27 protein-coding genes and 1 tRNA gene are annotated in these 25,782 nt (G+C 73.7%); 14 read left to right on the top strand and 14 right to left on the bottom strand.

Annotated elements, in window-relative coordinates; genetic code table 11:
- Positions 1-101 precede the first annotated feature (101 nt).
- Together JEK78_RS12305 and JEK78_RS12300 are read left to right on the top strand one after the other, a co-directional pair.
- Positions 102-1,046, top strand: coding sequence for a glucosyl-3-phosphoglycerate synthase (locus JEK78_RS12305; RefSeq protein WP_200258431.1), 945 nt, complete (start codon positions 102-104; stop codon positions 1,044-1,046).
- A 70-nt stretch (positions 1,047-1,116) separates the two neighbouring features.
- Positions 1,117-2,520: a trehalose-6-phosphate synthase gene (locus tag JEK78_RS12300; protein ID WP_200264125.1), complete on the top strand. Its 1,404-nt coding sequence runs from the start codon at positions 1,117-1,119 to the stop codon at positions 2,518-2,520.
- Positions 2,521-2,595: 75 nt separating this feature from the next.
- Here the strand turns inward: JEK78_RS12300 and otsB are convergent, their stop codons facing one another.
- Positions 2,596-3,492: a trehalose-phosphatase gene (gene otsB / locus JEK78_RS12295; protein ID WP_200258430.1), complete on the bottom strand. Its 897-nt coding sequence runs from the start codon at positions 3,490-3,492 to the stop codon at positions 2,596-2,598.
- A gap of 125 nt (positions 3,493-3,617) precedes the next feature.
- Positions 3,618-3,854, bottom strand: coding sequence for a DUF3263 domain-containing protein (locus tag JEK78_RS12290; RefSeq protein ID WP_200258429.1), 237 nt, complete (start codon positions 3,852-3,854; stop codon positions 3,618-3,620).
- A 165-nt stretch (positions 3,855-4,019) separates the two neighbouring features.
- On the opposite strand from JEK78_RS12290, the gene JEK78_RS12285 reads away from it, so the two are divergent.
- Genes JEK78_RS12285 through JEK78_RS12275 form a run of 3 tightly spaced genes read left to right on the top strand, consistent with a single transcriptional unit; the run spans position 4,020 to position 7,260 of the window.
- On the top strand, positions 4,020-5,006 hold the full coding sequence (locus JEK78_RS12285) for an ROK family protein (protein ID WP_200258428.1): 987 nt from the start codon (positions 4,020-4,022) through the stop codon (positions 5,004-5,006).
- A complete protein-coding gene (gene nagA, locus JEK78_RS12280; protein WP_200258426.1) occupies positions 5,006-6,307 on the top strand; it encodes an N-acetylglucosamine-6-phosphate deacetylase in 1,302 nt (433 codons plus the stop codon). Before JEK78_RS12285 ends, nagA begins: the two co-directional genes overlap by 1 nt.
- A gap of 56 nt (positions 6,308-6,363) precedes the next feature.
- On the top strand, positions 6,364-7,260 hold the full coding sequence (locus JEK78_RS12275) for a PfkB family carbohydrate kinase (RefSeq protein WP_200258424.1): 897 nt from the start codon (positions 6,364-6,366) through the stop codon (positions 7,258-7,260).
- 69 nt (positions 7,261-7,329) lie between these two features.
- Here JEK78_RS12275 and JEK78_RS12270 read toward each other — a convergent pair whose 3' ends face one another.
- From JEK78_RS12270 to cdgB, 3 genes are all read right to left on the bottom strand, one after another.
- On the bottom strand, positions 7,330-7,473 hold the full coding sequence (locus JEK78_RS12270) for a hypothetical protein (protein WP_200258423.1): 144 nt from the start codon (positions 7,471-7,473) through the stop codon (positions 7,330-7,332).
- A gap of 244 nt (positions 7,474-7,717) precedes the next feature.
- A complete protein-coding gene (locus JEK78_RS12265) occupies positions 7,718-8,689 on the bottom strand; it encodes a carbohydrate-binding protein (protein ID WP_200258422.1) in 972 nt (323 codons plus the stop codon).
- 114 nt (positions 8,690-8,803) lie between these two features.
- A complete protein-coding gene (gene cdgB, locus JEK78_RS12260) occupies positions 8,804-10,471 on the bottom strand; it encodes a diguanylate cyclase CdgB (RefSeq protein WP_200258421.1) in 1,668 nt (555 codons plus the stop codon).
- Between the two features lie 433 nt (positions 10,472-10,904).
- Here cdgB and JEK78_RS12255 point away from each other — a divergent pair, with 433 nt between their 5' ends.
- The gene (locus JEK78_RS12255; RefSeq protein WP_242483397.1) at positions 10,905-11,423 is read left to right on the top strand and encodes a flavin reductase family protein; all 519 of its coding nucleotides are present in this window, start codon (positions 10,905-10,907) and stop codon (positions 11,421-11,423) included.
- A gap of 41 nt (positions 11,424-11,464) precedes the next feature.
- On the opposite strand, the gene arfB is transcribed toward JEK78_RS12255, so the two are convergent.
- Complete coding sequence (arfB, locus tag JEK78_RS12250) at positions 11,465-11,893, bottom strand: alternative ribosome rescue aminoacyl-tRNA hydrolase ArfB (RefSeq protein WP_200258414.1); 429 nt, start codon at positions 11,891-11,893, stop codon at positions 11,465-11,467.
- 153 nt (positions 11,894-12,046) lie between these two features.
- Between arfB and JEK78_RS12245 the strand changes: the two genes are divergently transcribed.
- Positions 12,047-12,622: a TerD family protein gene (locus JEK78_RS12245; RefSeq protein WP_200258413.1), complete on the top strand. Its 576-nt coding sequence runs from the start codon at positions 12,047-12,049 to the stop codon at positions 12,620-12,622.
- A 128-nt stretch (positions 12,623-12,750) separates the two neighbouring features.
- On the opposite strand, the gene JEK78_RS12240 is transcribed toward JEK78_RS12245, so the two are convergent.
- Positions 12,751-14,157 (bottom strand): M1 family metallopeptidase, encoded by a 1,407-nt coding sequence (locus JEK78_RS12240; RefSeq protein ID WP_200258412.1) that lies wholly within the window; start codon positions 14,155-14,157, stop codon positions 12,751-12,753.
- Positions 14,158-14,316: 159 nt separating this feature from the next.
- Between JEK78_RS12240 and JEK78_RS12235 the strand changes: the two genes are divergently transcribed.
- Positions 14,317-14,817, top strand: a complete 501-nt coding sequence (locus JEK78_RS12235; protein ID WP_200258411.1) for a hypothetical protein — start codon at positions 14,317-14,319, stop codon at positions 14,815-14,817.
- A 68-nt stretch (positions 14,818-14,885) separates the two neighbouring features.
- On the opposite strand, the gene JEK78_RS12230 is transcribed toward JEK78_RS12235, so the two are convergent.
- The gene (locus JEK78_RS12230; protein WP_200258410.1) at positions 14,886-15,620 is read right to left on the bottom strand and encodes a pentapeptide repeat-containing protein; all 735 of its coding nucleotides are present in this window, start codon (positions 15,618-15,620) and stop codon (positions 14,886-14,888) included.
- Between the two features lie 216 nt (positions 15,621-15,836).
- Between JEK78_RS12230 and JEK78_RS12225 the strand changes: the two genes are divergently transcribed.
- Positions 15,837-17,246, top strand: a complete 1,410-nt coding sequence (locus tag JEK78_RS12225) for an MFS transporter (RefSeq protein ID WP_347341207.1) — start codon at positions 15,837-15,839, stop codon at positions 17,244-17,246.
- 33 nt (positions 17,247-17,279) lie between these two features.
- Here the strand turns inward: JEK78_RS12225 and JEK78_RS12220 are convergent, their stop codons facing one another.
- The 4 genes from JEK78_RS12220 to JEK78_RS12205 all read right to left on the bottom strand — a co-directional run bounded on the left by JEK78_RS12220 (position 17,280) and on the right by JEK78_RS12205 (position 18,667).
- Positions 17,280-17,468 carry a hypothetical protein gene (locus JEK78_RS12220; protein WP_200258406.1) on the bottom strand — a complete coding sequence of 63 codons (189 nt, stop codon included), beginning with the start codon at positions 17,466-17,468 and terminating at the stop codon, positions 17,280-17,282.
- 217 nt (positions 17,469-17,685) lie between these two features.
- Positions 17,686-17,862 carry a hypothetical protein gene (locus JEK78_RS12215; protein WP_200258405.1) on the bottom strand — a complete coding sequence of 59 codons (177 nt, stop codon included), beginning with the start codon at positions 17,860-17,862 and terminating at the stop codon, positions 17,686-17,688.
- Between the two features lie 254 nt (positions 17,863-18,116).
- Entirely contained in the window at positions 18,117-18,302 is a 186-nt protein-coding gene (locus JEK78_RS12210; RefSeq protein ID WP_200258404.1) for a hypothetical protein, read from the bottom strand.
- 291 nt (positions 18,303-18,593) lie between these two features.
- Positions 18,594-18,667 (bottom strand) — tRNA-Thr (locus tag JEK78_RS12205).
- Between the two features lie 292 nt (positions 18,668-18,959).
- Between JEK78_RS12205 and ugpC the strand changes: the two genes are divergently transcribed.
- Complete coding sequence (gene ugpC / locus JEK78_RS12200) at positions 18,960-20,090, top strand: sn-glycerol-3-phosphate ABC transporter ATP-binding protein UgpC (RefSeq protein WP_200258402.1); 1,131 nt, start codon at positions 18,960-18,962, stop codon at positions 20,088-20,090.
- A 194-nt stretch (positions 20,091-20,284) separates the two neighbouring features.
- Positions 20,285-20,749, top strand: a complete 465-nt coding sequence (locus tag JEK78_RS12195) for a hypothetical protein (RefSeq protein WP_242483396.1) — start codon at positions 20,285-20,287, stop codon at positions 20,747-20,749.
- 461 nt (positions 20,750-21,210) lie between these two features.
- Here JEK78_RS12195 and JEK78_RS12190 read toward each other — a convergent pair whose 3' ends face one another.
- Entirely contained in the window at positions 21,211-22,455 is a 1,245-nt protein-coding gene (locus tag JEK78_RS12190) for an RNA-guided endonuclease TnpB family protein (protein WP_200258401.1), read from the bottom strand.
- 14 nt (positions 22,456-22,469) lie between these two features.
- On the opposite strand from JEK78_RS12190, the gene JEK78_RS12185 reads away from it, so the two are divergent.
- From JEK78_RS12185 to JEK78_RS12175, 3 genes are all read left to right on the top strand, one after another.
- Positions 22,470-22,628, top strand: a complete 159-nt coding sequence (locus JEK78_RS12185; RefSeq protein ID WP_200258400.1) for an Arc family DNA-binding protein — start codon at positions 22,470-22,472, stop codon at positions 22,626-22,628.
- An 87-nt stretch (positions 22,629-22,715) separates the two neighbouring features.
- A complete protein-coding gene (locus JEK78_RS12180) occupies positions 22,716-22,856 on the top strand; it encodes a hypothetical protein (protein ID WP_200258399.1) in 141 nt (46 codons plus the stop codon).
- 184 nt (positions 22,857-23,040) lie between these two features.
- Positions 23,041-23,775 carry a nucleotidyltransferase family protein gene (locus JEK78_RS12175; RefSeq protein WP_200258397.1) on the top strand — a complete coding sequence of 245 codons (735 nt, stop codon included), beginning with the start codon at positions 23,041-23,043 and terminating at the stop codon, positions 23,773-23,775.
- Between the two features lie 154 nt (positions 23,776-23,929).
- Here the strand turns inward: JEK78_RS12175 and JEK78_RS12170 are convergent, their stop codons facing one another.
- Entirely contained in the window at positions 23,930-25,678 is a 1,749-nt protein-coding gene (locus JEK78_RS12170) for a DoxX family protein (protein WP_200258395.1), read from the bottom strand.
- Between the last annotated feature and the right edge of the window lie 104 nt (positions 25,679-25,782).

Below are 25,782 nucleotides of genomic sequence, written 5' to 3'. Positions count from 1 at the left end.
TCAAGACTGTAACGGAAGGCCGGAACCGTGGAGAGTGCCGTCCGAACCGCGAGACGGGCCGTGGCCGCGCCCACGGGCCCGACAGGAAGGAGCCGCTGATCGTGCTGGAGGAAGTCGAGCGCTGGTTGGTCGATCGCTCCTGGTCCGCGGCCGACCGCCCCCCGCGCCATCTCATGGCCGCCAAGTCCGCGACGGGCCAGACCGTCAGCGTCGTACTGCCCGCGCTGAACGAGGAGGAGACCGTCGGCGACATCGTGACGATCATCCGCGAGGAGCTGGTGCGCCGGTTCCCGCTGATCGACGAGATCGTGGTCGTCGACTCCGGTTCCACCGACGGCACCGCGCGCGTGGCCGAGGCGGCGGGCGCCCGGGTGGCGCACCGGGACGCCATCCTGCCCCACATCCCCACCGCGCCCGGCAAGGGCGAGGTGCTCTGGCGGTCACTGCACGTCACCGACGGTGACATCGTCTGCTTCGTCGACGCCGACCTGCGCGACTTCTCGCCCGACTTCGTCACCGGGACCATCGGCCCGCTCCTCACCGACCCGGGCGTGGCCCTGGTGAAGGCCATGTACGACCGGCCCCTTGGCTCCACGCCGGGTCAGGGCGGACGCGTGACGGAACTCATGGCACGGCCCCTGCTGAACATGCACTGGCCGCGGCTGGCCGGCTTCGTCCAGCCGCTCGGCGGCGAGTACGCGGCCCGCCGCTCCCTGCTGGAGCGGCTGCCGTTCCCCGTCGGATACGGCGTCGAACTCGGCATGCTGGTCGACGCCCTCCACCTGGTGGGCCTGGACGCCCTGGCGCAGGTGGACGTCGGGGTCCGCAAACATCGCCACCAGGACGGTCAGGCCCTGGGCCGGATGGCCGCGGCCATCTACCGGACCGCCCAGCTCCGGCTGGCCCGAGGGCACCTGGTGCGGCCCTCCCTCACCCAGTTCGAGCGGGGCGAGGACGGGTTCGAGCCACGCACCCACCCGGTCGACACCGAGGAGCGCCCGCCGATGGCGCAGATCCCCGAGTACGCCGCCCGCCAAGTGGCCTGAGACCGGCGTCCCACCCGCCCCCACACGGGTTTGAGCCCTCCCGGGTCGGGCTAGGGGAGGTGCTATGGCTATCGCTTCGACGTTCGGTGCCGCCCACGTGCTGGTGGCCTCCAACCGCGGGCCGGTCTCCTACGAGGTCCGGGAGGACGGCTCGCTGCGGGCGCGCCGGGGCGGCGGGGGGCTGGTGTCCGGGCTGTCCGCGATCGGTCCGGACGCGGGCGCCCTGTGGGTCTGCTCGACCCTCGGCGAGGGCGACCGGGAGGCGGTGCGGCGCGGTGTGACCGAGGACGGCGTGCGGATGCTGGACATCCCGCCGGACGTGCACGCCGACGCCTACAACGGCGTCGCCAACTCGGTGCTCTGGTTCGTCCACCACATGCTCTACCGGACGCCGCTGGAGCCCGTCTTCGACGTGGACTTCCGCGGGCGGTGGGCGTCGTACGAGGCGTACAACCGGGCCTTCGCCGAGGCGCTGGCCGAGGAGGCCGCCGAGGGCGCCGCGGTCGTCGTCCAGGACTACCACCTGGCGCTGGTCCCGGGGATGCTGCGGGAGCTGCGGCCCGACCTGCGCATCGGGCACTTCTCGCACACCCCGTGGGCCCCGGTGGAGTACTTCCGGATCCTGCCCGACGACGTCGCCGAACGGTTGCTGCGCGGCATGCTCGGCGCCGACCGGCTCGGCTTCCTCACCCACCGCTGGGCCGAGGCGTTCACCCGATGCTGCGACACCCTCCTCGGCGGACTCGGGGACACCGGGATCGGGGTGCACGGGCTGGGCGCCGACGCGGACTTCCTGCGGGCCCGCTCCCACGAGCCGGACGTGACCGAGCGGATGGCGGCGCTGCGGGCCGAGATCGGCGAGGACCCGGAGGGCCGGAGTCGCAGGACCGTCGTCCGGGTCGACCGCGCCGAGCTGTCCAAGAACATCGTGCGCGGCCTCCTCGCCTACCGCCGCCTTCTGGCCGACCGGCCGGAGTGGCGGGACCGCGTGGTGCACCTCGCCTTCGCCTACCCCTCCCGCCAGGACCTCGCCGTCTACCGGGACTACACCGCCGAGGTGCGGCGGGTCGCCGAGGAGATCAACGCCGAGTACGGGACGGCGGGGTGGACGCCGGTCGTGCTCCACGTCGAGGACGACTTCGCGCGGTCCCTGGCCGCCTACCGCCTCGCCGACGTGGCCCTGGTGAACCCGGTCCGCGACGGCATGAACCTGGTCGCCAAGGAGGTGCCCGTGGTCTCCGACGACGGGTGCGCGCTGGTGCTGTCCCGCGAGGCCGGCGCGTACGAGGAGCTGGGCCGGGACGCGCTCGCCGTCAACCCCTACGACGTGGTGGACACCGCGCGGGCGCTGCACGAGGCGCTGGGCATGCCCGCGGCCGAGCGGGCGGAGCGGACCGGGCGGCTGGCCGCGGCGGCCACCGCGCTGCCCCCCGACCGGTGGTTCCTGGAGCAACTCCGGGCGCTGCGGGGCTGACCTCCCCCCGGAAGCGGACCCCTTCCCCGCGGCGGACGGCGCGGCGCCGGCGGCGCCCCGCCCCGTCCGAGCGGCTCAGGCGAACCGCGCGGCCAAGTCGCGCAGCAGCGCCACCACACCCCCGGGGCCCGCCACCACGATGTCGGCCCGTCGGGCGACCTCGGGCACCTCGTCGCTCCCGCCGCACACCAACAGGCCGGGGGTGCCCTCCGCGCGCAGGGTCTCCACGGCGGCGAAGGCCGGCAGGTCGCCGAGGTCGTCTCCCGCGTAGAGCACGGCCGCCGCGCCGACCGCCCGGGCGTGATCCCGCAGCGCGACGCCCTTGTCCGTGCCGGGCGGGCGCAGCTCCAGGACCATCCGGCCCGGCTCGACGACCAGACCGTTGCGGTCGGCGAGCCGCTCCAGCGGGGCGCGCAGGACGTCGAGGGCGGCCTGCGGGTCGCGCGCGCGCCGCGTGTGGGCCGCCACCGCGAAGCCCTTGTCCTCGATCCAGGTGCCCCGCGCCGCCTCGGCACTCCCCACCAACCCGTGGATCTCGGCTCGGGCGGCGTCGACCCCGGGATGCGGGGCCGGCGCGGTGACCGCGCCGGTGGCGGCGTCCCAGCGCTCGGCGCCGTAGTGGCCCAGGACGACCAACCGCTCCAGCCCGGGCACCCCGGCCAGGCCACCGCGGCGCACCGCCACGACCGCCGGACGGCCGGTGATCACCGCGACGGACGCCACCCGTGAGGCGAGCGCGACCAGCGCGGCGACGGCGCCCGGGTGGGCACGGGCCCGCTCGGGGTCGGCGACGATCGGCGCCAGCGTGCCGTCGAAGTCGAGCGCGATCAGCGCCCGGCCCGGGTCGGCGATCAAGGCGTCGAGCCCCGCACGCCCGGCACGCGTGGACGGGGTCGGCAGGTCCGGCACCGCCGGAAGGGGCGGGTCGGGGACGGGATCGGGGTGGTCGGAGGAGTCCTTGTGGCTGCCCATGCCGCGAAGCTATCCCGAAGGCCCCGGGAACATGCCCGCGCGCGGCGGCCGATCGGCGCCCGGCGACCGCGTCCGGGACGCCGTTGGCGAGCACCCGCGTCGGCCGAGGGCACAGGGCGGACCGCTCACCGGTCGGCGCGCCTGGCCTCGCGCACCCGGCGCAACCGTTTCACGGTCACCGGATCGGCGGCCTGCGCGCGAGCGTCGTCCAAGAGCGCGTTGAGGAGCTGGTAGTACCGGACGGGTGCCAGTCCCAGCTCCTCGTGGATCGCCCGCTCTTTCGCTCCGGGACCGGGGAACCCCCGCCCCTCCAGCGCCAGGATGGCCCGCTCGCGGGGGCCCAGGGGCGGTGTCTCGTCCATGACCCCGACGGTAGCCCCGGCCGCCGACAGGAGGCGGGCGCCCCCGCCCGACCGGATGGCGCGCGCCCGGCCTCTGCGCGCTCCGACACGCGGGGCACTCACCCACCCCTCACCCACCCCGAAGTGGACTAGACCTCTCGGGGCGGCCGGGACACACTGTCTCCCGTGGAACACGTCATCGCGTTGGACGTCGGCGGCACCGGCATGAAGGGCGCGCTGGTCGACGCCGAGGGCGAGGTTTCGCACCGCGCCCGCCGGCACACCCCCCGCGGGCGGGGCGCGCCGGCGGTCGTCGCCGCGATCCTCGACTTCGCCGGCGAGCTGGCCGCCCTGGGAGCCGACCGGTTCGGGTCCCCGGCGCGGGCCGCCGGGGTCGCCGTGCCGGGGATCGTCGACGAGCGGACCGGAAACGCCGTGCACTCCGCCAACCTCGGCTGGCGCGACGTCCCGCTGGGCCGGCTCCTCGGCGACCGGCTCGCCGGCATCCCCGTCGCCGTCGGCCACGACGTACGCGCGGGCGGCCTCGCCGAGGGCCGGATCGGGGCGGGGCGGGGCTCCCCCCGCCACCTGTTCGTGGCGCTGGGCACCGGAATCGCCGCGGCGGTGGGTGTCGACGGCCGCGTGGAGGCCGGCGCCCACGGACGCGCCGGCGAGATGGGTCACCTCGTCGTGCGCCCGGGGGGAGCGGCGTGCCCGTGCGGCGGGCGGGGTTGCCTGGAGCGGTACGCCTCGGCGGCGGCCGTGGGCGCGGCCTGGGCCGGGTCCGGCGGAGGCCCCGGCGCGGACGCCGCCGACTGCGCCGCGGCGGTCGAGGCGGGCGACACCCGTGCGGCACTGGTCTGGGCGGACGCCGTGGACGCGCTCGCCGACGGGCTGGTCGCCGCGATCACCCTGCTGGACCCGGGCCGAGTGGTCGTCGGGGGTGGCCTCGCCGAGTCGGGCGAGACGCTCCTCGGGCCGCTGCGGTCGGCTCTCGGGCGTCGGGTCACCTTCCAGAGAACCCCCGAGATCGTCCCGGCGACCCTGGGGGACACCGCGGGCTGCCTCGGGGCGGGGCTGCTCGCCTGGGATCTGCTCACCGGCGCCCCCACGCCCGGCCGACCCGCGTCGGCGACCCCGACCCCAAGCCCGACGACGCCGGTGATCGTCTGATGGCCCGCCGCACACTGCTCACCGGCGCCCGGGTGGTGCTCCCCACCGGGACGGTGGACAACGGCCGGGTGCTGGTCGAGGGGGCACGTGTGGCGGCCACGGCTCCGTCCGTCCCCGTGTGCGCGCGCCACGACCCGGTCGGCGGTTCGGACCGGGGGGAGACCCTCGGCCCGGCGGGCGCCGCGGCGGCGACACCGCCGGACACCGAGTCCGTCGACCTGACCGGGCACTGGGTGGTCCCCGGTTTCGTCGACCTCCACAACCACGGAGGCGGCGGGGTGTCGTTCGCCTCGGGCACCGCCGACGAGGTCCTCGCCGGCGTCGGCGTCCATCGGGCCCGCGGCACCACCACGCTCGTCGCGTCGACCGTCACGGGCGACCCGGACGGTCTGGCCCGCCGCGCGGGTCTGCTGGCCGAACTGGCCGAGCAGGGCGACATCGCCGGAGTCCACTTCGAGGGTCCCTTCCTCTCCCCCGCCCGCAAGGGCGCGCACGCCGAAGAGTGGCTGCGGCACCCGGACCCCGCGGAGGTCCGCCGACTGCTCGACGCCTGCCGCGGGCAGGCCCGCATGGTCACCCTCGCGCCGGAACTGCCCGGGGGGATCGAATCGGTGCGGCTCCTGGTCGAGCGGGGTGTGATCGCCGCCGCCGGACACACCGACGCCGACTACGAACGCACGGTCCGGGCCGTCGACGCGGGCGTCACCGTCGCCACCCACCTCTTCAACGCGATGCCGCCGCTCGGTCACCGCGCCCCCGGCCCGATCGCCGCGCTGCTGGAGGACGACCGGGTCACCGTGGAGCTGATCGACGACGGCGTCCACCTGCATCCGGCCACCCTGCGCCTGGCCTTCCGCGCCGTCGGGGCCCATCGTGTCGCCCTCGTGACCGACGCGATGGCCGCCGCGGGCGACGGCGACGGCCGCTACCCGCTGGGGCCGCTTGAGGTGGAGGTGGTGGACGGGGTGGCCCGGCTCGTGACGGACGGCTCCATCGCCGGGTCGACGCTCACCCAGGACCGGGTGTTCCGGCGGGCGGTGACGGTGGACGGCCTGCCGGTCGAGGACGTGGTCACCGCCCTGTCCGCCACCCCGGCCCGCCTTCTCGGCATGGGCGAGCGGATCGGTTCGCTGACCCCTGGCAAGGACGCCGACCTGGTGGTGTTGGACGCCGCCATGCACGTGGTGGGCGTGATGCGTCGGGGGGTCTGGGTGGTCGATCCCCGGCATGGCCGGTCTTCGCCGGGACCGGGGGGGTCCGGCGGACGGGGGGCCGGCCGGCCGGCCGCCGGTTTGGCATGATCCTGTCCGGAGAAACGTCTCCGGACAGCCGCGGACCGTCGGGGGGAGTCGCCGAGGTGATCCTCATCGTCACGCGGGACGCCGCCTGCCGGGTGGCGCCACCCCGACCGGACCGCCCCCGGCGGAGCGACGCCGCCGCTCGGCCGCGCGGGCGGGGCCTGGGAGCGGCCGGGGCGCTGGTCGCGCTCGGCCACCGGGTCACCGTCGCCGGCCTCGGCGGCGGCCCCGACGGACAAGCGGCACGCGTCCGCCTCGGCGCGGCCGGCGGCCGGCCGGACTCGCCGGCAGCGGTGGTGGAACCCGTCGGGCGCGCTCTCGGCGCGCGGAAGGCGGGGACCGGGCCCGAGGGGCCCGGTCCGGCGACGGCCGTCGCCGAGTGGGCCGCCTTCCGCTCGACCTACCGGGAGGCGCTCGCCGAGGCGGACGCCGTCGCCCTCTGCGGGGACCTGCCGGCGGGGCTGCCCGTCGGCGCCTACGCCGATCTGGTACGCGAGGCGAGGTCCGACGGAGTGCCCACCCTGCTGGACATGACGGGCGAGCCGCTTCGCCGCGCGGTGGCCGCCCGACCCGACACGATCACGACGAGCCCCGAGACGCTGGCCGGGCTGACCGGTTCGCACGAACCGGTCAGGGCCGTGGGGGACGCCCGGCGGCGCGGGGCGCGGTCCGTGGTGGTCCGGCTCGGCGCGCGGGGCCTGATCGCCGGAACACCGGAGGGACTCTGGCGCGTCACACCGCCCGCCCGCGCCGGGGCCGACCCGGTCGACGCGGGCGAAGCGGTGATCGCCGGCCTGCTGTCGGGCCTGGTGGAGGGGGTGCCGTGGCCCGGGCGGCTGGCCCGCGCGGTCGCCATGGCGGTGTCCGGAATCGCCGCCGCGCGCGACTTCGACCCGGTCGCCTACGAGGAGACGCTGGCCGGCGTCGAGATCACGCCGGAGCCTCCGAACCGGTAGGCGAGGGCCGTGCCGGGTGTGGGGCCGAGCGCCGGCCCGCGAGGCGGGACCGGCGCGGTGCCGCGAACGTCATTTGACCGCCTCGACGACGCACGCCGCGGCGGCGCCACCGGCCAGCACTCCCACGGAGGCCAGCAGAATCCACCCGGTCGCGGGGGTGGCCGTGGTCGGGGACGGGTCGGGGCGGTAGACCCCTCCGTCGCCTTCGCGCAACTCGGTCCGGGATCCGGGAACATGTTGCGTACACGTGTGCGTCCGCGCGGTCACGACGAAACACCTCGCTCGGTGAGGGAAGAGACGTACGCGTTCAGCTTGGGTCGCGATCGCCGTCCCGCGCCTCCCCCACGTGGGTCGGGCTTCGGGGGACGCGCGGCCCACCGAACGGGGGTCCACCTTCCACCCCCTGTCTGCCGGGACGAGCGCGATCGGGTCGCCGCCCGCGCGAGACCCCGGGACGTCAGCCGGTGACCTGACCCTTCTTCAACCACAGCTGATCCAGCAGCACGTCGCACCCGTCGCCCTTCTCGCAGGAGAGCGTGAGGGTGTTGGTGCCCTCGGTGAGCGTGGGGTAGGCGTAGGTCTGCGTCCAGCCCTTGGCGAAGTCGCCGTCGCCGGCGCCGGCGAAGTTGCTCATGTTCAGCTTGCTGCCGAAGGTCTTGCCGTTGACGGTGAGCGTCATCGACTGGTCGCTCCCGGCCGCGCTGTACCGGGCGAAGAGGGTGTAGTCACCGTCCTCGGGGATGCCGTCGACACTCCAGGTGACGGAGGACCCCACCGAGTCGAGCCCGGTGACGTAGACGCCGCCGTCCGACTGGGCTCCCTGGACGTCGGAGGCGGTCTCGACACCCGAACCGAGGCGCAGCGTCTTGGCGTCGGCCGTCGGCAACTCCGCGGGTTCCTCCTCTTCTTCGTCGTCGTCCGTAGCGGAGTCGGGGTCGTCGCTCGGCGACGGGGCCGGTGAGGCTCCGGCCGCCCGGTCGTCGGTGCTCGGGACGTCCGAGTCGCCTCCCAAGACGGCGACCCCGATACCGACGACGACCGCCGCGACCACGGCGAGGGCACCCCACAGCAGCCCCTTGGCGTGCGATCCCCGGGACGGGCCCCCGCCCCCGGCCCGAGGCGGCCGCGACGGGCCGGGTCCGGTGACGCCCCCTCCGCCGGCGAGCGCCTCCGGAGCGGCGTAGTGCGGGTTCGGCCCGTGGGCGTCCTGGGTCGCGGCGGCGGTCCCCGGCGCGGGCGCGCCGGCGGCCGGGGCGGAAGCCGCCTGCCCGTACGGGCGCCGGCCCACGGCGCGCACCCGGTTGACGGAGTGGGGGTAGCCGTATCCGCCGGACGGCGGCTGGGCCCCGTTCGCCTGTCCGTCGGCGTAGAGATAGCCGAACGGGTCGTCGTCCTCGGGCGTGCTCGCGCCGTTGTCGCCGGGCGTCATCCCTTGGTCTCCTAACCGGGTGCGGTGCTTTGGCGAGTGCTGAGAGGGCGAGCCTACCCGTTACCCATGCCCCGAAAGGGTGACTCCCGCCCCCTCTCGGCGTGCGGCGGGCGGTCAGCCGGCCCGTCGGTGCTGCCGGGGGCGGGAGCGTTTCTCGACGTACATCCGCTCGTCGGCGGATCTCAGCACCTCGTCCGCGGTCATGCCGCACTCGGCCCATCCGATGCCGAAGCTGGCCCCCACCCGGACGGGCCGGCCCTCGGCGCGGATCGGCTGGATGATCTCGTTGCGGAGCCGTACGGCGAGGTCCTGGGCGTCGGCCAGGCCGAGCCCGTCGGCCAGGATGACGAACTCGTCACCGCCGAGTCGGGCGACGGTGTCGCCGTCCCGGACGCCCGCCGTGAGCCGTCGGGCCACCTCGACCAGCACCGTGTCACCGGCGGTGTGCCCGTACCGGTCGTTGATCGACTTGAAGCCGTCCAGGTCGCAGAAGAGGACCGCGAGCCCCTTCGTCCCGTCGTCGACGTGGTGCCCTCGGTCGCCGCCCGGGGCGACGGTGTGCGTGTGCCGGCCGTACCCGGCGTGGGGGTCGGGGCCGGGCGGGAAGACGAAGCGCCGGCCGTCCGCGTCGTGGACGACGTCCCCGTAGGCGGCGTCCACCGCGTCGACCGCGGAGGGGGCCGTCCGGGGGCGTGCGCAGAGGCGGCCCGCGAGTCGGGCGCGCAGTTCGGAGGAGTTGGGCAGGCCGGTCAGGGAGTCGTGCGAGGCCCGGTGGGCGAGCTGGATCTCCCGGCGTTTGCGGTCCTCTATGTCCTCGACGTGGGTGAGCAGGAACCGCGGCCCGTCGGCGGCGTCCGCCACGACGCTGTTGCGGATCGAGACCCAGACGTACGTGCCGTCCCGGCGCCCGAGGCGCAGCTCGGCGCGTCCGCCCTCGGCGGCCGACCTCAGCAGGGTGCCGACGTCCTCGGGGTGGACCAGGTCGGAGAAGGAGTGGCGCCGCACGGCGGAGGCGGTGCGGCCCAACAGTCGGCACAGGGCGTCGTTGGTCCGCAGTATCCGGCCGTGCTGGTCCCCGCCGATCTCGGCCACGGCCATGCCCGAGGGGGCGTGCTCGAAGGCCTGCCGGAAGCTTTCCTCGCTGGCCCGCAGAGCCTGCTGCTCGCGTTCCAGGCGGATCAGGGCCCGTTGCATGTTGGAACGGAGCCGGGCGTTGTTGACGGCTATGGCGGCCTGGAAGGCGTACATCTGGAGCGCCTCGCGCCCCCAGGCCCCGGGGCGGCGACCGTTGCGCGGCTTGTCCACGGACAGCACGCCGACCAGCTCGCCGCTGGACGCGCCGTGCGCGCAGGGCTCGTACATCGGGGCGAAGAGCCGGTCGGCGGGGTGCCACTCGTCCTCGAAGCGCGGGCCGGGACCGTCGGTGTACCACTGCGGGACGTCGTCGTCGTCGAGGACCCACCCCTCCGTGTGAGGGATGTAGACCAGGTCGCCCCACCGCTCCCCCATGGTGAGCCTGCGCTCCCAGGAGGCGCGGGAGCCGACCCGACCGGTGACCAGGGCCTCCGCGGCCTGGTTGCCGGCGAAGGCGGCGACGACCAGGTCGCCGTCGGGTCGCACCAGGTTGACGCAGGCCAGCTCGTATCCGAGGGCCTGGACGACGCCGTCGGCCACGGTCTGCAGGGTGTCGGCCAGGCTGCGGGCCGTGTTCATGTCGGCCATGGCCTGGTGCAGCCGCCGCAGGGACGCGAGGCGCACATACGGCTCCGAGTCGGTCTCCACGCTCGCCCTCCCCCCGAGACACCGCAGCGATTCAAGGGATGGTGGCGGCGCCTTGTTCCTGCGGTGCCCTTGTGGCCTCCCCGCCACTGAATCACAGCGCGCTCCGCACTCGGCACACAGGGTCAACAATTCTCACCCCTTGTGTCTCAAGTCACAGCGAAAGATGAACAATTGTGTGAGGTTCTTGCGCATCGGCTATGTGTCGACTGAGCGCCGATGGGGAATGCGCGCACACCCGACGCCCCACTCCGACCGCGTCGCCGCTCGCCCCTCCGGTCGTCGGCCTCCGACCACGGCCCTAGACCATCACCCCGCCCCGGGACCGATGCCGAGCCCCCGCGCGGCGAACTACGGTGGCGGCGTGTCGAACACTCCCACCGCCGCCCTCCCCGTCACCCTCCTCCCGACCCCGGATCAGGGGCATCCTGAGGGGGTGAGCGACGACGAGTTCCGCACCGCCCTCTCCCGACTCGCCTCGGGTGTGGTCCTGGTGACCGCGCAGGAGCCCCCGCTCGACCCGGACGACCCGAACGCGCCGAGCGGCGAGGACGTCGGCATGACGGCCACCGCCTTCCTGTCCGTCTCCCTCGACCCGCCACTGGTCCTGGTCAGCCTGCGCGAGGGTTCACGGATGGACGACCTCCTCGCCGAGCGGCCACACTGGGCGGTCTCGGTACTCGCCGAGAACCAACGCCACATCGCCGGCCGATTCGCGATGAAGGGACGGGTCAGCGACCGGTTGCTGTTCCAGGACATCCCCCGGGTCCGCGGGGCCGTCTCCGGGGCGCCCCTGGTGTCCGGAGCCCTCGCGACGCTGGAGTGCCGGACGGAACAACGGGTGCGGGCGGGCGACCACACACTCGTCGTCGGCCGGGTCCTGGCCGCCGCGCTCCCGAACGCCGAGGGCCGCCCGCTGACGTACTTCCGGGGCCGCTACCGGCACCTGGACTGACCCCCACGCGAGCGCTCCCGCCCCCGGGACCCCCGGCCGGGTCAGCCCCAGTCCTTCGGAGAACGACCCCGCTTGGTCTGGGAACGCCGCTTCTTCTCCCGCAGCCGACGCTCGTCGACCCCTCGGGGCACCCGGGTCGGCCTGCGAGCCCGCGGCGGGGGCGCGCTCGCCTCCGCCAGCAACGCCGCCAACCGCACGGCCGCGGCCTCACGATTGCGAAACTGCGAACGATGCTCGGAAGCGCGGACACTGACGACCCCGTCGGTCAGTCGCCCGGCCAGTCGCTCCAACGCACGCCGCTTCCACACCTCGGGCAGCGCCCGAGTGCGCGCGAGGTCGAAACGGACCTCCACCCGGGAGTCCGTGGTGTTGACGTGCTGCCCCCCGGGCCCCGAGGAACGCGAGAACCGCCACTCCAACTCCGCCTCGGGCAGGACGACGGAGCTGCGGATGACGTGGGGACCGGACATGCCCCCATCCTCCCTCCGACGAGCGGTCCACGTCACCCGGGAATCCACCGCGAGGAAGGTGCCCGCATCCGGAACCTTGCGCGCGCCCTCCGACGTTCCCACGGGGAGTTGTAGCTTCATGCCGTACGCACACGAGGGAAGGGACTCCCAACAATGGCTGTAAGCCTGTCCAAGGGTGGCAACGTCTCGCTCACCAAGGAGGCTCCGGGCCTGACCGCCGTCACCGTGGGCCTCGGCTGGGACGTCCGCACCACCACGGGCACCGACTTCGACCTCGACGCCTCCGCCATCGCCGTCAACGACCAGGGACGCGTCTACTCCGACGCGCACTTCGTCTTCTTCAACAACAAGCAGACGCCCGACAACACCATCGTGCACACCGGCGACAACCGGACCGGCGAGGGCGCCGGCGACGACGAGGCGATCAACGTCAACCTCTCCGGCCTCCCGGCCGACGTCGACAAGATCGTCTTCCCCGTCTCCATCTACGACGCCGAGAACCGCGGCCAGAACTTCGGCCAGGTCCGAAACGCCTACATCCGCATCGTCAACCAGGCGGGCGGCACCGAGATCGCCCGCTACGACCTCTCCGAGGACGCGGCGACGGAGACGGCGATGGTCTTCGGCGAGCTGTACCGCAACGGCGCCGAGTGGAAGTTCCGCGCCGTCGGCCAGGGTTACGCCTCCGGCCTGGTCGGCATCGCCCAGGACTTCGGCGTCAACGTCTGACACCGCCGCGGGCCCGCCGCGCGGAGACCGAGGAAGGACACGGGTGCCCCGCGCGCCCGACACCCCCTCGGTCCCCGACGGCGGGCCCGCGCCGTCCCCGCGCCCCGCCCACCCGGCGGCGGAGGCCCTCACGGAGCGGCCGGCCTCCCCTCGCCGTACAGCCAGCGCTCCCAGATCTCCGTGAAGTCGACGTCCGGCGCGCCCCGTTCGACATGGGCCACGAAGTCCTCCGTGTCCGCGTTGCCGTGCCGGTGCGCCGCGGCCCACCCCCGGACCGACTCCCGGAAGGCGTCGTCCCCGACCTCCTGCCGGATCCGGTGCAGCACCATCGCGCCCCTCTGGTAGACCGGGGCCGCGGAGATGTCCGCCGCGCCCGGCGGCTCGGCCGGGGGAAACGCCCAGACCGCCGCGTCGGCCGCGGGATCCTCGAAGTGGTCGCCGGCCAAGAGCGCGCGGAAGGTCCGCTCGGCGCTGTCCCCTCCGTGCTCCTCCTGCCACAACCACTCCGCGTAGGTGGCGAAACCCTCGTTGAGCCACATGTCGCGCCAGGTCCTGGGCGAGACGGAGTCGCCGAACCACTGATGCGCCAACTCGTGGACGAGCAGGACGATGTCCGGGGCGCCGGGGAAGACCGGCCGACCCTGCGTCTCCAACGCGTACCCCACGTCCGCCGGTCGATCGACCACCGCCCCGGCCGAGGAGAACGGGTACGGGCCGAAGATCTCCTCCGCCCAGGACAGCACCTCGGGGATCCGCGCCAGCACCGGAGCGGCCTGCGCCGCCTGGTCCGGGTCGACGGCGGTGACGATCGGCAGCCCGTCGGCCGTCCGGGAACGCTCGATCTCCCACCGCCCGATCGCCAACATGGCCAGGTAGCCGGCCATCGGCTCCTCGGTGCGCCAGGCGTACCGGGTCCGACCGTCGACGGTCCGTGTCCCGGCGGGCTCGCCGTTCGAGACCACGGCGAGGCCCTCGGGCACCGACACCGCCACGTCGTAGGTCGCCTTGTCCGAGGGATGGTGGTTGCCGGGGAACCACGCCGCCGAACCGACGGGCTGACCGAGGGCCAGCGCCCCGTCCTCGGTGGGCAGCCACCCCTCCCGCGATCCGTCCGGGTCGGTGACGGTCACCGGACGGCCCGCGTACCGGATCGTGACGCGGAACGTCTCGCCCCGGTCGACGGGATCGGCCGGGCGGACCGTGAGCTCCTGGCCCGCACGGTCGAAGCGGGCCTCGACCCCGTCCACGACGACCCCCGCCACCTCCAGCCCCTCCAGGTCCAGGTTGAAGGCGGGCAGCTTCTCCGTGGCGCGCGCGGTGAGCGTGGCCTGCCCGGCCACATGTCGCCGGTCGGGGTCGTAGTCGAGATCGAGGGCGTAGTGGGCCACGTCGTATCCGCCATTTCCCGCCAGCGGGAAGTAGGGGTCGCCCACGCCGGAGCCGCCCGGGGCTCCGGCGGACCCACTCCCGCCGCCGCATGCCGAGAGAACGACCGAGGCGGCGGCGACCAGGGCGGATCGACGACGAAGACGCACGCCGCGATCCTAGGCCCCGGCCCCCGCGACGGCCCGAGGCGACGCCCCGGCGACGCACCCGGACACCCCGCCTCCCCGGGCTCCCGGGTCTCCGGCCCTCCGGACCGTGCCCGCCGCACCCGCGGCGGGGCGGACACGGCGGCATGACACCATCACCCGGTGCTCGACATCGGCTACGCCCTCGCCAACCGCTTCCCCGACCCGCCGCAGACCGACTACCGGCGCGCCGACGTGCGGACCCTGCGCCACGACCTGTTCTGCGGCGACGTCCATCTCGCGGACACCCGCTCGGACCGTGAGGTCTCCACGGCCTGGGGATGGGTGCCCGTGCTCGACTTCGCCTGGGCGTTGTGCGACATCGTGGAACACCTGGACCGGGATCCGGCCGGCTCCCGGGCCTCCCGGCCGCAGCGGGCCGAGCTGGACTTCACCGAGTCCAGCGACCGGCTGCTGTTCGAGCGCCGCTTCGGCTGGGTCGACATCGACGCCGAGTGGCTCCCGACCACCGAGCCACCGCTGTCCTTCCCGCACTCCGAGCTTCGCCGGGAGGCCCGGGACTTCCTGCACGATCTGGTCGCCGACCTGATCGATCTGCACGAGGACCTCGCCGACAACCCGGCACTCTGGACCCTCCAGGCACGCTTCCCCCGCCTGCCCTGACAGGGACGCGCCCCCCGACGCGCGCCCGCCGGGGCGGTGAAGCGGCGAGACCGGGGCCGGACGCCCGCTCACCCGCCCCCCTCCGGCGTCGCCCCCTCCGCCAGCACGCGGACCCCGAGCCGGGCCGCCAACGCCGGAGCCAGATCCAGCATCTGGGCCGGACTGATCACCGTGCCCGCGAGCCGGTCGAACCCATGGGCGATCTCCAACGGCCGGGCACCCCGTAGATCGACGTCGCCGCAGGTCGCCGCGGTCAGGTCGGCGCCGCGTACCGCGCAGTCCGCGAACCGCACCCGCTCCAGCCGGGCGCCGCCGAAGTCGGGCTCCACCAGCACACACCCCTCGAACGTCACGTCCCTCATCCGGGCGCCGCGGAAGTTCGCGCAGTCCCACTTGCCGCCCCGGACCAGCACCCGCTCCAGCGTCGCCCCGTGCAGCGCGACCCCGCCCAAGCGGGCGTCGACCCATTCGACGTCGCGGAGCACGGCCTCGGCGAGGTCGGTGCCCACACCGCGCACCTCGGTCAGCACCGAATCCAGCAGGCGCGCGCGGCGCAACACCGTCTCGTCCAGCGCGCATGCCGTCAACGCGCAGTCCAGGAAGCGCGCGCCCGCACCGTCCTGGCCCGCGAGATCGGCCCCCTCGATCCGCACCCCGTCGTAGTCGCCGTCCCGGCTCAGCGCCGCCCCTCCGTACGCCTCAAGGGGCGGCAGCCGCACCTCGGGCAGCCGCGCCCGTCGCACCACCCCCGGGGCGCTCCTCTCCCGCGACACCGCCGGGCCCTCCACGTCCTCAGTCGCCATGACCCCATGCTGCCCCCGGCCACCGACACCCGGCCGGGCCCCGCCGGGCGGCGCGTGCGGGGCCCGGCCGGGTGGACGGCGAGCAAGGATGCGGCACCCGGCGATCCGTGGTGTTCTGGCCGAGTGAGACTCACCCGAACGGGTGAAGAGGCCGTCCCCGCCGACGCGGATCCGCGCCGGTGGTGGGGCTTGGTGGTCATCGCCCTCGCCCAGCTGATGGTCGTCCTCGACGCGACGATCGTGAACATCGCCCTCCCCTCCGCCCAACGCGATCTCGGCATCTCCGACGGAGACCGGCAGTGGGTGGTCACCGCCTACACCCTGAGCTTCGGGGGGCTGCTCCTGCTCGGCGGACGAGTCGCGGACCTCGCCGGCCGCAAGCGTGCCTTCCTGATCGGACTCGTGGGCTTCGCCGGCGCCTCGGCCCTCGGCGGTGCCGCCACCGGGTCGGCCACCCTCTTCGGCGCGCGGGCCGTCCAAGGCGTGTTCGCGGCGCTCCTGGCCCCCGCCGCCCTGTCCCTGCTCACCACGACGTTCACCGACCCGAGGGAACGAGGCCGGGCCTTCGGCGTCTACGGCGCCCTGGCCGGCAGCGGAGCCGCCATCGGGTTCCTCCTGGGCGGTGTGCTGACCGAGTACCTCGACTGGCGCTGGTGCCTGTACGTCAACGTGCCGATCGCCATCGTCGCCTTCGCCGGCGGTCTCGCCCTGCCACAGGACCGACCGGCGCACACCCACGCGCGTCTGGACGTCCCCGGGGCGCTCCTGGGCTGCGGGGGGTTGGTCACCCTCGTCTACGGTTGCGCGGAGGCCGAGACCCGCGGCTGGGTCGACCCTCTGATCATCGGATGCCTCTGCTGCGCGGCACTGCTGCTCACCGCCTTCGTGCTCCGGCAGGCACGCGCGCCCGTGCCGCTGTTGCCCCTGCGCATCGTTCGGGACCGCGACCGGGCCGGGTGCCTTGTGACCCTGATGCTGGCCGTCACCGCGCTCTTCGGTCTGTTCCTCTTCCTCACCTACTACCTCCAGTCCGTCCTCGGCTACCCGCCTGTCCGAACCGGCCTCGCCTTCCTCCCGCTGACCCTGTCGATCACCGTAGGCTCCACCCAGATCTCCGCTCGGCTGCTGCACCGCGTCGCCCCGAGGGTCCTGCTCGTCCCGGGGATGCTGCTCGCCGCGACCGGCATGTCGCTGCTGACCCGCATCAGGGCGGACTCCGCCTACGCCTCCGAGGTCCTGCCCGCGCTCGTCCTCATCGGTCTGGGGGTCGGGGCGACGGTCATGACCGTCTTCGCCACCGCGACCGCCGACGTCTCCGCGCGTGACTCCGGTGTCGCCTCGGCCACCGTCACCACCGTGCAACAGGTCGGCGGTTCCATCGGGACCGCCCTGCTCAACACCGTCGCCACCACGGCGTCCGCGTCCTGGATCGCCGCGAACCTCACGGACCCCGCGCGAAGCGACCTCGTCACCCGGGAGGGAGTGGTGCACGGCTACACCGTGGCGATCTGGCTGGGCACCGGGATCATGCTGCTGGCGGCGCTGGTCGGCGGGCTGATGGTGACCAAGGGGCCCCCACGCCACACCACCCACGCCGGGCCCGCGGCCCACGAGCGCGCGCCCTGACATCACGGCCGGGGTCCGCGGGTGTGGTGGGCGTCAGCCGGCGATCTCCAGGCACACCGACACCGCCATGTAGGCCAGGCCGCCGGGAGAGCAGGCGACCATCATGACGAAGGTCGCGCTCACGGGAATCGTCGACGGCGGGGCCAGGAAGCCCGGCGTACTCTCGCTCAGTTCCGCGCCACCGGCGTCGCCGGTGCGCTCCAGCACGGTCTCGGCGTCCATGGCACCTCAACTCGTTCGTCGTGCGTCGTGCTTCCAGAGTCGCCTGGGGTGTCCTGCCCGTCATCGTCGGATCGGTGGTCCTACGGGACGACCGCTCCTCCCCCGACGGGCGAGCCCGGACGAGACGGAAGTGCCGGGCCGCCTGACGACGCGCCCGGCACTCCGGGAGTCCTCCACGACGCCCGCCGCCGAAGCCGCCGGGCGAGCACCGAGTCGCTCAGCCCGAACCGCCGCCTCCGATGCCGACGTTGCCCGTGATCACGACGACACCCACGATGTTGTCGCCGATGGTGAACGTGGCGGAAACGGGGGCGTTCGCCCGGCGGACGTATCCGTCGGTGTACTCGTGGAGTTCGTCCTCGATGTCGTCCATCCACTGGGTCTTGGTGTTCATGGGCATCTCCAAGTCCTCCTGGTCGTCGGTGGCTCGGCGACCACCGCGCGGCTCACTCTTCGGCCGCCCTGTCATCGCCAACGTAGGCGGCCGCGACCTCCCGCCGACTCCCCCGATCGGATCGCCGCCCGGCGGAAGGACGCTTCCCCCGGTTCACGCGTGTGCCGAGCCGCCCTCCCGGACGGCCCGGCACATCGAGGTCTCCTCCACGACGCACACCCGCGGCCGAAGCCGCGGGCGAGCGCCCGCCCCTCTCAGCGCAGACCGCCCCCGACGAGGTTGACGGTGCCCGTGGTGACCACGGCGAACCCGATGAAGTTGTCCCCTATGGTGAACGTGCCGGATACCGGGATCCCGGCCTGCCGGACGTACCCGGAGTCCGACTCGTCCAGCTCCTCCTCGACGGTGTCGATCCACTGGTTCTCGATGTTCTTGAGCATCTCCGCGTCCTCCTGACTGTGGGCGGTTCGGCGAGGACCGCGCGACGCCCTTCCGCGGCCCGCTCGGTCACCGTGAAACTGTCAAAGCCGGCGGCTTGCCGGGGTCCCCCGATCGGCCCACACGACCGGTGGACAGCGGGTCCTCCGATCGCCCTACGGGAACGGCCGCGGCGAGGGTGGCGGCGCGCGCACCCCGGCGGGAGACTCGCTCTCCACCGGCGCCCGGAACCGGGGGCGGCGTGAAAGACGTCGACGCCCCCGCGACCGAGATGGCGAGGGCGTCGACCCGGGAGCCCCCTGTCGGATTCGAACCGACGACCTTCGCTTTACAAGAGCGGCGCTCTGACCAGCTGAGCTAAGGAGGCATCGCGCGGAAACCCGACATACGCGCGCAGAGACCCGGCCCACTCTACACAGTGCCCCGCTCTCCGGGGGAGGGAGCCCGGGGCGCTGGGGCGAGCATAGGGGTTCCGCCGAAGTTCCCCTTCCCTCGGCTGCTGACAACCCGGGGGGACCCCGGGTAACGTCCTGGCAGGTCACCCATATGGACCACACCACGACAGAACCGCACGACACGGCCGAGCCCGTCGCCGTGCCACCACCTTCCTACAACGGATCGTCCGGCACGTTCCTGCCGGTAGAAGGGGGCCCTTCACCATGGCCACAGTCTCGTTCGACCAGGCGACCCGGATATACCCGGGCGCCGACAAGCCCGCCGTCGACGCGCTCGACATCGAGATAGCCGACGGCGAGTTCCTCGTCCTGGTCGGCCCGTCCGGGTGCGGCAAGTCCACCTCGCTCCGGATGCTCGCGGGACTGGAGGACGTGAATTCCGGCTCCATCCGCATCGGCGACCGCGATGTCACCCACCTCCCGCCCAAGGACCGGGACATCGCCATGGTGTTCCAGAACTACGCGCTCTACCCGCACATGACGGTCGCCGACAACATGGGGTTCGCGCTCAAGATCGCGGGAGTGAACAAGCGCGTGATCCGGGAGAAGGTCGAGGAGGCCGCCCGCATCCTCGACCTGACGGACTACCTCGACCGCAAGCCGAAAGCGCTCTCCGGCGGTCAGCGACAGCGGGTCGCCATGGGCCGCGCCATCGTCCGCGAGCCGAGGGTGTTCCTGATGGACGAGCCGCTGTCCAACCTCGACGCCAAGCTGCGCGTCTCCACCCGCACCCAGATCGCCTCGCTTCAGCGGCGTCTCGGCATCACCACCGTGTACGTGACGCACGATCAGGTCGAGGCCATGACGATGGGCGACCGGGTCGCCGTGCTGAAGGACGGTCTGCTGCAGCAGATCGACACCCCTCGGAACCTCTACGACCGGCCCGCCAACCTCTTCGTCGCCGGGTTCATCGGGTCCCCGGCGATGAACCTGATCGAGGCTCCCCTCACCGACGGCGGCGTGCGATTCGGCGACAGCGTCGTACCGGTCGATCGGGAGGCGCTGCGAGCCGCCGCCGACCGGGGCGAGCGCACGGTGACCGTCGGCGTCCGGCCGGAGCACTTCGACGTGGTGGGGCGGGCCGACGGCGGCTCCCCGCCCGACGGCGCCGACGACTCCGGCCCCGGTCTGGCCGTACTGGTGAACGTCGTCGAGGAGACCGGCGCCGACGGCTACGTCTACGGCACCGCGGATGTGGCGGGCGCGGCGAGGGACCTGGTGGTCCGGGTCAACAGCCGCGCGGTCCCGGAGAAGGGCGCGACCGTACGGGTCGTGCCACAGCCCGGCGAGACCCACGTCTTCTCCACGTCAACCGGAGAGCGCCTGGACGGCTGAATCTCACTCGCGTTGACGACGAGGGGGCTCCACGGCACGCGGTGGAGCCCCCGCGCCGTCCGTGATCACCCTGCCGTACCGGACGTTTCGAGTGCTGTGCGTCAACTTCGGTTCGAGGAACGGGCCTCTCCCGTCCCTCGAACCGGTGACCAAATGTCGCCGCGCCGTCACCTGCCGCTACGCTCGCTCGCGTGATGCACTCCGTGAACCACTCCACCACCCTTCGAAAGCGTCGGGGCCGGGGTCCCGCCCGAGGGATCGGCCGATCCCTCGCCCTGGTCCTGCCCGTGGTCCTGGTGCTTTCCGGGACGCTCGCGGTCACCCGGGTCGACTGGTCCGGGGCGCAGTCCCATTCCGTGCTGGCCGCCTCCGAGGCCGCGGCGTCGACGACCTCCTCGCGGGCCAAGCCCCTCGCCCCCCACGAGGCGCTGCGCGACCGGTTGCTGACCGAGCTGCGAGAGGAGGACCCGGGCACCGCGCTGACCCACCTCCAGCGGGCGGTCGACGAGCGCCCGTCGTTGGCACGACACTGCGCCTCCATCGCACGCACCCTGGGTCGCGCGGCGGTTCGGGTCTACGGCCCGAAGCGCGCGCAGTCCTACGCCCGCCCGGTCTGCGACACCGCCTTCGCCGCCGGCGTGCTGGCCGCGCACCACTGAGGGCGCTCACCGGCGACGGTCCACGCGTGCCACGCCCACGGCCACGCGTGGACCGTCGTCCTCGTGACGGGGGAAGCGGGAGGGACAGGACGAGCGGTCCGTATCGCGGACGAGTGACACTCGGCAGATCTCCGAATGGCCGCACGCCTCCATCGGGCCGGCTGGGCGTGCGCGCTCGAACGCACTTGGTGACGGTGGGAGAGCGCCCCCTCCTACGGGGCGCCTTCCCCTGAGCGAGGACACTCCATGAGCGATAGATCCAAGCCGGCCACGGTGGCTCGAGTGCGCCGCAGGCGCCTCTGGGGCGTGACCGGTGGCATGACCCTGGCCTGCTCCGTACTCCTGACCAGCAGGTACCGGGAACGGAGATCGAGGTGCCGGAGAACGGCGACTTCGCCACCGCCACGGCCGACTGCCCCGCCGGGACGACTGAGCGGCGGCTACTTGACATCCTCCCCGCCCTAAAGGACGGGGATTCCTGGCTCACGTTGGCTGGGGACCAGCGGTCCGCCGGCTCTTACACGATCGACACCAGCCGGGTTGAGACCAGCCCGGACGAGCATCACGCGGGCGGAGTTCTTGTCCCGAGGCGAGACGACTGCGCACGCGGTGCAGGTGTAGGTACGTTCGGAAAGAGGAAGTGCGTGCTTGGTTCTCGCTCCGCACGCCGCGCAGTCCATCGTGGTGTGTGCGGGATGCACGAGATGGATGTCCCGTGCGTGTTTGCGGCCCATCTCGATCAGGGCCGTCTTGGTGACGCCGATCGCCGCGTCGGCGGCTTTGCGGGCCACGGTGGTCTCGGCGAGGAACTTCGGGCGGAAGTCCTCGACGGCGATCGCGTCGTGGTCGCGGACCACGGACTTGGCCCACTTACGGGCGGTGTCCTGGCGTTGCCGGGCCACCTTCTTGTGCACCTTCACGGTCTGCCGCCGCGCCTGCCGGTAGCCGTTGGAGGCCGCCTGCCCGCGCGCGGGGCGGCGGCGGGCCGTCATCCGCTGGTAGTGGGCGAGGCGCCGCGCGGCTTTCTCGCCGTGTTCGGCGTGGGGGAGGTCGTGGGCCTCGGACGTGGTGGTGGCGGTCTCCCCGACGCCCCAGTCCACGCCGAGCACCCGGCCCGTTGCCGGGAGCGGCCGCACCTGGGTCGCGACGACGAACGACGCGTACCAGTGCCCCAAGGAGTCCTGGTAGACACGCACCGAGGTGGGTGCGGCCGGGAGATCGCGGGACCAGACGACCGTCAAGACGATGCCGCCCGCGAGGTGCGGGCGGCCGTCCCTCAGCCGGAAGCCCCGGGTGGTGTAGTTCAGCGTGGGCAGCGCGTCCCGCTTCCGCTTGATGCGGGGCATCCCGGCACGCTGCCGCATCGGCAGCCCGGCCTTGATGTCCTTCATGGCCTTGGCGCGGGACTTGGCGAAATCGCGGATGGTCTGCTGCTGCGGCACCGAGGCACCCTCACGCAGCCACGACATCGTGGTGCGGGCCTCGGTCAGCATCTTGTCCAGCTGGGCCGGACCGCCCGTCGTCTTCTCGGCCGCGTCCCGGTTCGCGGCGTGGACCTTGCGGGACACGGCCACGCACTCGTTCCACACCCAGCGGCAGCGCGCCCACTCGGCCGTCAGGCCCGCGCGGGCGGTCGACGACACACGAAGCCGGAAGGTGTACCGGGCATGCCCGGCATCCCTCTGCTGCGTCCCTGGCGTCGTCATGACATGATCGTAGCATGGAACCTGAGAAGCGGATCTCTCTCCGCCTGCCCGCTGACCTGCATGAACGCCTCGTCGAGAAGGCCCGGACCGACCGACGGTCCCTCAACTCCGAGATCGTCCACCTACTTGAGGCCGCCCTCGGCCCGGTGGGTGGAGACAACCAATCGCTCTGACGGCGATTGCTCTATTCCGTGCCCCGCTACGCGGGGGCTTCGATTCCTCCCCGGCCTGAAGACCGGGGCATCCTCGAAGGAGAACTGGTGACCAGTTCGGAGAACGTCCAAGTCAGCGCGGACCGGCGTGACCTCCTCCTCGACAACCGATGGACCGTCACAGCCACCACACTCCCCGGACAGATCGCCAACGGCACGCTCCTGGCGTACGCCGTCTGCACGGTCTGACCACCCTCGGCCGGTCCTCGGCAGCCCGATCTGCCGAGGACCGGCCGAGGATCGGCAACGGGCACGTCGCGTCACGCGGAGCCCGCCCGGACCCGGGACGCCTGGAAGCGCGTCCCACTCTCGCTGGAGGCTCGGGCGGGCGGGGGTGACCGGCTTCATCGCGCCACCCACGTACAGTGCGCCCATGACCGATCCGAGCACCGTGTCCCGCCGTCCCGTGCAGGCCGTCGTCCTGGCCGGAGGACAAGGGTCCCGACTGCGTCCTTACACCGACGACCGGCCGAAGCCGATGGTCGAGATCCCCGGCACGGGGACGCCGATCATCGGACACCAACTCTCCTGGCTCGCCGAGGAGGGCGTCACCGACGTGGTGGTCTCCTGCGGACATCTCGCCGAGGTCCTGCAGAAGTGGCTGGCCGACTCCGAGTTGCCGGTGTCGGTGACCACCGTCGTGGAGAGTGAGCCGCTGGGCCGAGGCGGGGGTCTGAAGTACGCCGCCGCCCACCTGCCCCACCCGGACCAGCCCTGGTACGCCACGAACGGGGACATCTGGACCAGGTTCTCCCTGCGGGACATGGCCGACTTCCACGCCGAGCGGGACGCCGTCGCGACGCTGGCGCTGGCGCGCCCGCGGCTGCCGTGGGGTGCCGTGCAGACCGACGGCTTCGGGCAGATCACGGACTTCATCGAGGCACCGCCCTCGACCTTCGAGATCAACGCCGGCGTCTACGTGTTCTCCGCCGAGTTCGCCGGGACTCTCCCGGAGCGCGGGGACCACGAGCGCTCGACCTTCCCCCGACTGGCGCGCAAGCGGCGGCTCGCCGGCTTCCCGATCCCTCAGGGCTCCTACTGGCGAGCCATCGACACCGCCAAGGATCTGACGGAGGCGGCGAGGGAACTGGCGGCGCTCGGACGCTGAGCGTCGACTCACAAGGGTCCGACCCCACCAAGCGCGAGCCGCCTCCCACATCGGCCCCGGTCAGGCGGCCGACCCCGACCGCCCGAGGGGTCGCGCCGCCGCCGGACGCGACAGCGCACACCCCTCGGGCCGGAGTCGCGCCCGGATGGGGCGCCTATCCCAGCAACCCGCCGACGAGCCCGGGCCCCTCCGTGGCGGAGTCCTCCTCCGGTCCGGGGCCGCTTTCCACGTCGCCGCCGGTGCCGGGCTCGGTGCCCGTGCCGGGGCCGACGTCTCCGGCGCCGGGTCCGCCGGGACCGCCGGTGGATCCGCCTCCGCCGGCCGGCCCGGCGGTGGTGCTCGGCGGGGGCTCCTCCGCGGCGGGCTCGGGCTGCCGCTCCGGCGGGGCCTGCCCGGTGGTGCCCTGGGTCTGGCTGGGGGTGCCGGAGGTCGCCTCGCCCGGATCGCCGACGGCTTCCGGGGTGGGGGCGGCTTCCGAGGGCTCGGCGGCTTCGGGGACGCCGGCCTCGTCGCTGGGCGAGGCGGAGGCCTCGGGGGTGGCGTCACCCGGCTCCTCCGGCTCACTGGGCAGCGGGGAGCCCGGCTGGACGTTGCGCGGCGCCTCGCCGGGGCCGGGGACGACGACCCGGTCGGTGTCGCGCACCGCGCCGCCGAGCACGGAGCCGACGAGCAGGGTGACCCCCGCCACGAGGAAGGTGACCAGAGCCCCCCGTCGTAGGACGAAGAGGCGGAGGTCCCAGATGTCCGAGAGCGGACCGAGGCGTCGCCAGGCCGTCGCGGCGAGGCGGCCGTCCACGGAGTACACCGGGGCTCCGGCGATGATCAACGGGGACCAGGCCGCCAGGAAGAGGACGTCGGACGCGTCGTAGCCGGTGGCCGCCGTCCAGCCGACGGTCACGAGCAGAGCCGCGGAGAGCAGGGCGCCCACGGCGGCGGCCAACCGCTGCCAGCAGCCCAGCATCGTCAGGACACCGACGATCACTTGGAGGAACGCCACGGCGAGGCCTGAGCCCACCGGGTGGGCCAGCGCGAACCGGTGCAGCGGCTCCGCCGCCTCCCAGGGGGTCAGCGTGTTCAGCCAGGCGACCAGGGAGCCGCGCTCGCCTCCGTCGAAGTAGACCGGGTCGCAGAGCTTGCCCATCCCGGCGTAGACGGAGACGAACCCGATGACCACCCGCAGCGGAAGCAGTACGACGCCCAGGTTCATGCGGCGACCGGGGTAGTAGGCGTGCCGCGCCGAGTCTTCGCCGTCCCCCCGGGATCCCGGCGGGCGGGCGGCGGGGCCCCCGCGGTCGTCGGGGTCCTCTTCCGGGCGGTCGGGCTCGGGGTGGTCCGAGTCCTCGTACGGGGGCTCGTCGTAGGCGCCGCCGACCGTGCGCATGGGGGGCAGCAGCCTGCCGGCCGACGGTGCGTCGGCCCCGGGCCTGGCACCGACGACGGGGGTGGGCAGGGTCCGGGTGGTGAGGTCCTCGCCGCGCTCCACCGGCTCCCGGTCGTCGAGGCCGACCCGCGGCACGACGCGGGTCGCCCCGGTGTCCGGCACCGGCACGGCCCCGGCCCGCACGGCCTGCAGCAGGCGGTGCGCGCCGGTGTCGTCCGGGGCGGAGCGCCCGCTCCAGACGACGGGCCTGCGCCGCGCGGGGGCGCCGGCCCCCGCGCGACCGGCCGCGCCGCCGAGCGCGGCGAAGGAGGTGGTGTCCTGGGCGGCGATCAGGTGCCGCGCCACCCGCTGGGAGCGGGAGCGTCGCGCCGAGGCGCCCAGCTGCACGCGGAAGCTCGCGTGATTGACGATGACCTGGGCCGGATCGCTCGGCACCTTCACCATGCTCAGCGGGGGAGCGTCGTCGAACCCCGACGAGCGGTCCCCCGTGGGTGTGCGGGGTGTTCTGGTGTCCACACTCATCTAACCGAGTGACGTGTGGTTAGGACACTGCCTTGACCTGGCGGATCTGTCCGGACCGCGTCAAGCGGGCCCGGACCACCGGGAACACCCCGCGCGGGCGCCGG

The organism is Streptomyces sp. HSG2 (assembly GCF_016598575.1).
In the GTDB taxonomy this organism is placed as follows: Bacteria; Actinomycetota; Actinomycetes; order Streptomycetales; family Streptomycetaceae; genus Streptomyces.
This window is presented reverse-complemented; position numbering and strand designations above follow the sequence as displayed.

What these genes read in the sequence shown, in the direction of transcription:
- JEK78_RS12185 (WP_200258400.1), top strand. Translation starts at nt 22,470, where the DNA reads ATGGAACCTGAGAAGCGGATCTCTCTCCGCCTGCCCGCTGACCTGCAT.
- JEK78_RS12190 (WP_200258401.1), bottom strand. Translation starts at nt 22,455, where the DNA reads ATGACGACGCCAGGGACGCAGCAGAGGGATGCCGGGCATGCCCGGTAC.
- JEK78_RS12265 (WP_200258422.1), bottom strand. Translation starts at nt 8,689, where the DNA reads ATGACGCCCGGCGACAACGGCGCGAGCACGCCCGAGGACGACGACCCG.
- JEK78_RS12225 (WP_347341207.1), top strand. Translation starts at nt 15,837, where the DNA reads ATGGTCGTCCTCGACGCGACGATCGTGAACATCGCCCTCCCCTCCGCC.
- JEK78_RS12220 (WP_200258406.1), bottom strand. Translation starts at nt 17,468, where the DNA reads ATGGACGCCGAGACCGTGCTGGAGCGCACCGGCGACGCCGGTGGCGCG.
- arfB (WP_200258414.1), bottom strand. Translation starts at nt 11,893, where the DNA reads ATGTCCGGTCCCCACGTCATCCGCAGCTCCGTCGTCCTGCCCGAGGCG.
- JEK78_RS12230 (WP_200258410.1), bottom strand. Translation starts at nt 15,620, where the DNA reads ATGGCGACTGAGGACGTGGAGGGCCCGGCGGTGTCGCGGGAGAGGAGC.
- JEK78_RS12195 (WP_242483396.1), top strand. Translation starts at nt 20,285, where the DNA reads ATGCACTCCGTGAACCACTCCACCACCCTTCGAAAGCGTCGGGGCCGG.
- JEK78_RS12210 (WP_200258404.1), bottom strand. Translation starts at nt 18,302, where the DNA reads ATGCTCAAGAACATCGAGAACCAGTGGATCGACACCGTCGAGGAGGAG.
- JEK78_RS12215 (WP_200258405.1), bottom strand. Translation starts at nt 17,862, where the DNA reads ATGAACACCAAGACCCAGTGGATGGACGACATCGAGGACGAACTCCAC.
- JEK78_RS12175 (WP_200258397.1), top strand. Translation starts at nt 23,041, where the DNA reads ATGACCGATCCGAGCACCGTGTCCCGCCGTCCCGTGCAGGCCGTCGTC.
- JEK78_RS12245 (WP_200258413.1), top strand. Translation starts at nt 12,047, where the DNA reads ATGGCTGTAAGCCTGTCCAAGGGTGGCAACGTCTCGCTCACCAAGGAG.
- JEK78_RS12290 (WP_200258429.1), bottom strand. Translation starts at nt 3,854, where the DNA reads ATGGACGAGACACCGCCCCTGGGCCCCCGCGAGCGGGCCATCCTGGCG.
- nagA (WP_200258426.1), top strand. Translation starts at nt 5,006, where the DNA reads ATGGCCCGCCGCACACTGCTCACCGGCGCCCGGGTGGTGCTCCCCACC.
- JEK78_RS12170 (WP_200258395.1), bottom strand. Translation starts at nt 25,678, where the DNA reads ATGAGTGTGGACACCAGAACACCCCGCACACCCACGGGGGACCGCTCG.
- ugpC (WP_200258402.1), top strand. Translation starts at nt 18,960, where the DNA reads ATGGCCACAGTCTCGTTCGACCAGGCGACCCGGATATACCCGGGCGCC.
- otsB (WP_200258430.1), bottom strand. Translation starts at nt 3,492, where the DNA reads ATGGGCAGCCACAAGGACTCCTCCGACCACCCCGATCCCGTCCCCGAC.